The sequence below is a fragment of the Campylobacter concisus genome, assembly GCF_902460545.1.
Classification (GTDB): domain Bacteria; phylum Campylobacterota; class Campylobacteria; order Campylobacterales; family Campylobacteraceae; genus Campylobacter_A; species Campylobacter_A concisus_AE.
The window spans coordinates 20,560-27,071 of sequence record NZ_CABPUE010000009.1; the positions used below are offsets into that span (position 1 = coordinate 20,560).

Sequence of the window (6,512 nt, forward strand, 5' to 3'; positions counted from 1 at the left end):
AATGGCAACGGAACAAGAGAAAAAGAGTTGGGAGCAGATGAGTAATGCCGAGAAAAAAGAGAGCTTCGATAAATATATGAAGTATAAACTTTTTGAAGCTCATAAGACCGCAAAAGCGGATTGGCAAAGGGATATGAGCAAGGAAGAGGTGGATAACACCATGCCTTACAACGCCTTAACCGGCAAAACGTATTCAAGAGAGACCAGCATGCTTTTAAGGGCGGAGATGGCCATAAAAGGCTACGACAAGGCTCAATTCGTAACGATGGAGCAAGGCAACGCGATGGGCGGGGTGCTAAAGCTCAAACACGACGAGCAAACCGGCGAAATTTTAAAAACCAAAAACGGCCTACAAGCGAGAGTGGATGGCGTTAAAATGCTTTATATCGCAGATCACGAGCTAAGGCCAAAACTGGACAAAGACGGCAAAGAGGTTATAGCAGCAGTCAAAGACAAAGACGGCAACGTTAGACTCGATGAAAATACCGGCAAGGCGATCACGTACGTAGTCAAGGAAAAAATCCCGATAAAGCCGCGATTGGAGACGAAAACGCTCTATCACGTAAGTCAATTCGACGGGCTAAACGAAGAAAAAATCAAGGAGCGGGATCTAACTGCCATCCAAAACTACCGAGAGGCGGCCAAGAACCAAGCATACGAAGTCAGAATAGACTACAGCAAGACATTGGGGATAGGCGGAAATTTAGCAAAGCAGCTAGACAACCTAACTATGGCTCAAATCAAAGGCGTAGACTACTATAACCCGGCACAAAGGCTTGATATGTCCAAAGAAGCTGAGAAAGCTAAAAAGCTGACTAGGCAAAAAGATAAGGGCATGGAACAAGGCAGGTAAGCTAAACCAAGCTTAGGGTAGACGGGGCGAAAGCCCCGAATTTAAAGGAATTAAAATGTTATTTGAATTTTTGAATTTTTTAGGAGTCGGCGACGGAATGACCGCCAAAAAGCAACCGATAAGCGCGGATGATGTAAGTATAAAAGAGGGAGCTGAAGAGTTTATCATCGAGATGCAAAGCCCGTATTTTCAAGAGGAGATCACGACAGAGACGATAATGAAAGACGGCAAAAAAATAGAAATCAAAAAGATAAAAATCTCAGAGCCGCTAGATAACAATAAAGCACTAATATCGATAAAAACCTATAAAAAAGATATAACGAGAGCATAAAATGGCACAGCAGCAAGTAGCAAAAACGCTTTTAACAGATAGCAATTGGATAAACAAGACTCAAGCAGTTATGCAAGAAAACGTGATGAGTTTATTTGAAAAATTTTATCAAGGAGCTCACGATTTAGTTTATTCGACCGCCACGACGACGATCGTAATCTTAATAGTCGTATTTTGGCTGTTGGATAAGCTAAAAAACGGCTATCCGACGCGAGAGGAGACGTTTAACGCTATAAAATATATAATCAAGCTTTGCTTTATTTTTGCCGTTCTTAGCTCGTTTGGCGCATATACCGGCGCCCTATACATCCTAACCATACCTGAAAATATGATAACCGCGACTGTAAGCTCGATTTTTCAGAGTCAAGATTTCGGAACAATCGTGACGGAATCGGCCAATAGAGTGGATAATTTAAGGGCTTTAATGTGGGAATATGGAACCAAGACCTATTTAAAATCGCAAGAATGGTCTATGTTGGGATTAAGTTTTAATGGCCCGACGGATTACATAATGGCAAGCGTCGTAACGGCATTTTTAATGATCCCATTTTGGATATTTTACCTAGTATTTTTTATTCTACTAATCGGCATTACGATCGTTATATTTTTTAGTAAATTCGTAGCGTTTTTGATATTAAGCACGCTGCCATTGGTGCTGCCGTTTTTGATTACGCCGCGCTTTTTGCCGTATTTATGGAGCTGGTACAAGTTATATCTATCATACGCCATAATAGCTCCTTTGGCATTTATAGCCCTAAATTTAGCAATGAATCCGATCATAGAGCTTGAGAAATATCAAAACGTCATAGGTGAATTATTTATAAAGCAGTTTGAATACTTGATAACCGGTGCGATCACTTGCATAACTGCGCTTTTCATAATCAGAAAAATACCAAATTGGATAAATGCGGTACTAGGAACACAGATGGAAAGCGGAGCAGGCGGAGTAGTTGCAGGCGCGGTAGCAGGCGGCATAGCCGGAAAGACTTTGCTGGGCGGACTAGCTAGAAAAGCGACCGGCGGCAGCTTTATCGGCGGAGCGTTGCAAAGCTTCGGCAAGGCCACCGGCGGAAATGCGGTAGGGCAAATCACGAAAGCCGGAATAGATGCAAGCGTAAATCTTGGAAAAGATATAGGCAAGGGTACGAAAATGCTAGGAAAAGGCGTATATGATGCTTATAAAGTATTTCGCGGCGGATACGCGGTGCCGTAAGGCTAAAATTTAGAAATTCTTTTAAAAGGGGTAAAAATGTTCGCACAAGCTACAATCATAGGAAATTTAACCAAAGATATAGAGCTCAGATACACGGCAAGTGGTATGGCCATAGGCAATACCGCAATAGCCTCGACATACAAATTTAATGCAGCAAACGGCGAGAAGCGGGAAGAGACGTGCTTTATAGACGTAACTTTTATGGGTAAAAGCGCGGAAATAGCCAATCAGTACCTGGCTAAGGGTTCAAGGATATTTATCGAGGGACGGTTGAAATTTGACCGATGGACGGATAATAACGGACAAAACAGAAGCAAGCATAGCGTAGTCGTCGATAAGATGATAATGCTCGATACCAAAGATAGGCAAGAAATCGGGCAAAACGAGCAAACCCATTCTGCGTCGCAGATAGACAATGAATATATCGATAACGCGCAAGATGCGCCGTTTGAGCAATAAATTTAACTAAGGAGCGAAAATGAGCAATGCCGTAATCATCATTGAAAGCCCAAACAAGTGCGATAAGATAGAGCATATAACCGGCGCAAAGGTTTATGCTACCAAAGGACATTTTAAAGAGCTTGCAAAGGAGATAGTGGCCGATTATACCAGCTATGAGCCGATATTTGAGATGAAAGAGCAAAGCAAGCATAGAATGAACGAAATTTTTAACTATTGCAAAGACAAGGACGTCATCATAGCTACCGACCCGGACAGGGAGGGATACGGCATAGGCTACATGGTTTACGAGACGATTAAAAATATCGCTAAAAGCGTAAAGCGCGCCGAGTTTCACGAAATAACCGAAAGCGGCATCAAAAAAGGGCTAGATAAAGCCGTGCCGTTTGCAAGTTCAAATTTAAAGGAATTCGATAGCTTTAAGGCGCGAGCGGTAGGCGATAAGCTGGTGGGCTTTATCATGTCGCCCGCTTACATCAACAAGCTCAACGATAAAAATTTATCCGTCGGCAGGGTTCAAACGCCTGCGCTCGCCCTGATCGTAAAAAGAGAGCTTGAAATAAAAGAGTTTTTAGCAAGCCCGGCATCAAAACAGATCGACTACAAAATCAAAGCAAAGCTAAAAACGAGAAGCGGCGTAGATTTTACGGCCGTAAACGATAATATTTTTAGATCAAAGGACGAAGCGAACGCAAAAATCGCCGAACTTGGCGATAGCAGGGCGAAAGTATATCAAATAGATACGAAACAAAGCCAAATAAAGCCGCAAGCTCCGTTTAGAACCAGCCAAATGCAAGAAGCGGCGAATAAGAGGCTGGGGTTTAGCTCGGATAAAACCATGAGCCTAGCTCAAAAGCTATTCGAAAAAGGTCTTATAACGTATCATAGAACCGACAGCAACACTATATCGGACGAGTTTATAAACGAAGTAGAAGCTAAATTTAAAGGGGAGGAGTGGTACGAGAAAAAAATATATAAAGCCGGCAGCCAAAGTCAAGCCGAAGCCCACGAAGCGATCCGTATAAGCCACGTACATGGTTACGGCGAGATAGATGAGATCGCCGGGCGCGAAAGCCTAAGCGACGACGAAAAATCGCTTTATGAGCTCATTTTTCTAAATTCAGTCCTAAGCCAAGCCAAAAATGCCGTAAACGAGAACAAAACATACGACATAGACGTCAAGGCTCTAAGCTTTAAGGCCAAGACCGGCAAATGCATTTATAAAGGCTTTAAGGGGGCTTTGAAAGAGCAAGCGGACGATGAAGACGAACAAGATAAAGACGTAGCCCAAATAGAGCTAAATTTAAATCAAGGCGACGAAGTCGAGGTGCTAGGCTTCGAGCTACAAGAAGTTAAAAAGCAAGCTCCGCAGCACTACAAGGAAAGCAATTTTATCTCCCTTTTAGAAAAAGAGGGCATCGGTAGGCCAAGCACGTATGCTACGTTTCTGCCTACGCTTTTAAAGCGGGAATTCGTAGTTATCGAGACCAAAGGCAAAAATCAAAACATAGTGGCCACCGGTAAAGGGATAAGTTTCATCGAAAGTGTTAAGGCAGATGACGAGTGGATCACGCAAAGCGAATTTACAAAGCAAATGGAAGGCGTGCTAGACGAGATAAGCGACGGCAAAGTAAATTATCTCGATTTTATAAAGCCGCTGCACGAGAAAATGGGCTTTAAAGAGCTAAATAGCGGTGAGACCAAACCTCCGAGCGAAGCCCAGCTAAATTTTGCGAAAAGTATAGCTTCGGATTTAAAAATAGCATTGCCGAACGGCATAGAAGCAGACTGGAAAATTTGCTCGGATTTTATAAATAAAAATAAAGATAAAGCCATCCGCCCGCCGAGCGACAAACAAATCAAACTAGCGCAAGATCTAGCAAAAGACAAAAAGCTGGAGCTACCCAAAGGTTACGACACCGATCTGAAAATTTGTAAGGTGTTTATAGAAAAGGCATTGAAGAGGAAATAACATGGTTGTGGACAACACCGAAATCTTTTTTCGTGTTTGCCGTAAAGCGACAATCGATAAAGAGCAAGATATAGCCGGGATTTATTTCGGTAAAAAATATAAGGATACGTTAAACCCTGTATTTTTTGATATTTTTAAAAAATACAGGAGAAACTTAGAAAGTCGTTATGAGTGTATTATCGGCAAAGATGAATTTATATGCTTTGCAACGAAAAATAAGAAAAAATTTATTAAAGAGTTTGGTAGCGTACGTTCAGAACTCATTTCATTTTTAGAGCCTTATTTAAATGATCCAGAAGCTGATTGTTTTGAAATTTGCTTTTTAAAATCGTATTTCGATACAAAAAGCAAAACGGAACAAAAAGGGAAAGAATGAGCCAAATTTCAACCCAAAACGAGCTGGTCGGGCAAGGCTGGATGGCGGATAAAGAAAAGAGAGCCAATGTATATTTTATGAAAGCCAAATACGAGATCGACGACGAGTTTTATACTAGCTTTGACGAGATCAGAGAAGAGCTGCAAGATTACAAAGCGCACTTTAAAGACAAAATCGTGGTCTGCCCGTGCAATGACGGCAAAAATAGCAACTTTTATAGATATTTCGCCTTAAATTTTAAAACTTTGGAGCTAAAAAAGCTGATTACGACGACGTTTAACATCAACGAGCTAAACTCGAAAGGCACGAAAATAGAGATCACGAGTGACGGCATGAGCGAAACACAGTTGCGAGGTCGGGGCGACTTTCGCAGCGACGAAGTAAAGGAGATAATCGCGCAGGCCGACATCGTCGTAACCAATCCGCCCTTCTCCCTTTTTAGAGAGCTTATAGATATAGCCCAAAGCGGTCAAAAGAAATTTTTAATCGTAGGCGGAACGTATTCGATTACCTATAAAAAGATATTTGAGCTATACAAAAATAACCAAATTTGGCTAGGAAATCACCAAGTAAATATTTTTACTCGCCCGGACGGCAGCAAAAAGCGATTTAGCAACGTATCGTGGTTTACGAATTTAAAAAGCACAAAGCATCAAACCGGTGTAAGACTAATGAAGAAATATAAAGGCAATGAGCACGAATATCCGGAATACGATAACTACAAAATCATAGAAGTGACCAATTATAAAAACATACCAATCGACTATGATGGCATAATCGGCGTGCCCCTTACGTTCTTTTTACGACACAACCCTGCGCAGTTTCATATATTAGGCTGTGATTTTGAGATCAAGGAAAAATACCCCGAGCTAGTCAAACAAGACTATGCCCAAAGCAACACGAAATCGGCCGTCCTAAACGGACAAGAACTATTTACCAGGATAATAATTCAGCGAATCAACGGCCTTAAACCGAGAACTAGGCTAATAAATCAAATTTAGGGAGCAAATTTATTAAAATCATGAAGAAGTCAAAGAAAACAGAACTATTTAACAGCCCCGCCAAGCGATTTATGTGGGTATTTTTAGCCATAAATTTGCTAGGCTTTGGCACGAATGCAGTTTTATATTTCTTAAAACTACCCAATAAGGTGGAAACAATCCTAAACGCGGACGCGTTCTTTATAACGCTAGCCGCAATCTGCTACATCGCATTTAACGCAATGCTTTATTTTATCATAAAAATGCACTTCTTACTATCGACTAGAAAAGAGTAGAAATTTATAAAATCTTATTGCTATTTTTATGT

General features: G+C 41.3%; 8 protein-coding genes. All 8 read left to right on the forward strand.

Translation table 11 applies throughout. The annotated features are described in order from the left end of the window. Nucleotide 1 precedes the first annotated feature (1 nt). The 8 genes from FZ949_RS07770 (at nt 2) to FZ949_RS07805 (ending at nt 6,480) form a co-directional block, all read left to right on the forward strand. Nucleotides 2-853 carry an ArdC-like ssDNA-binding domain-containing protein gene (locus tag FZ949_RS07770; protein WP_021091913.1) on the forward strand — a complete coding sequence of 284 codons (852 nt, stop codon included), beginning with the start codon at nt 2-4 and terminating at the stop codon, nt 851-853. A gap of 55 nt (nt 854-908) precedes the next feature. Continuing rightward, the gene (locus FZ949_RS07775) at nt 909-1,184 is read left to right on the forward strand and encodes a hypothetical protein (RefSeq protein ID WP_009495768.1); all 276 of its coding nucleotides are present in this window, start codon (nt 909-911) and stop codon (nt 1,182-1,184) included. Nucleotide 1,185: 1 nt separating this feature from the next. Further along, the gene (locus tag FZ949_RS07780; RefSeq protein WP_035167675.1) at nt 1,186-2,397 is read left to right on the forward strand and encodes a type IV secretion system protein; all 1,212 of its coding nucleotides are present in this window, start codon (nt 1,186-1,188) and stop codon (nt 2,395-2,397) included. Between the two features lie 36 nt (nt 2,398-2,433). Then, entirely contained in the window at nt 2,434-2,856 is a 423-nt protein-coding gene (gene ssb, locus FZ949_RS07785; RefSeq protein ID WP_021091920.1) for a single-stranded DNA-binding protein, read from the forward strand. A gap of 19 nt (nt 2,857-2,875) precedes the next feature. After that, nucleotides 2,876-4,828 (forward strand): type IA DNA topoisomerase, encoded by a 1,953-nt coding sequence (locus tag FZ949_RS07790; RefSeq protein WP_148790321.1) that lies wholly within the window; start codon nt 2,876-2,878, stop codon nt 4,826-4,828. A 1-nt stretch (nt 4,829) separates the two neighbouring features. Continuing rightward, complete coding sequence (locus tag FZ949_RS07795) at nt 4,830-5,204, forward strand: hypothetical protein (RefSeq protein ID WP_122868565.1); 375 nt, start codon at nt 4,830-4,832, stop codon at nt 5,202-5,204. Then, nucleotides 5,201-6,205: an adenine-specific methyltransferase EcoRI family protein gene (locus tag FZ949_RS07800; RefSeq protein WP_002952549.1), complete on the forward strand. Its 1,005-nt coding sequence runs from the start codon at nt 5,201-5,203 to the stop codon at nt 6,203-6,205. The genes FZ949_RS07795 and FZ949_RS07800 overlap by 4 nt, the downstream gene beginning before the upstream one ends. A gap of 71 nt (nt 6,206-6,276) precedes the next feature. Next, complete coding sequence (locus FZ949_RS07805; protein ID WP_021091930.1) at nt 6,277-6,480, forward strand: hypothetical protein; 204 nt, start codon at nt 6,277-6,279, stop codon at nt 6,478-6,480. Nucleotides 6,481-6,512: the final 32 nt, after the last annotated feature.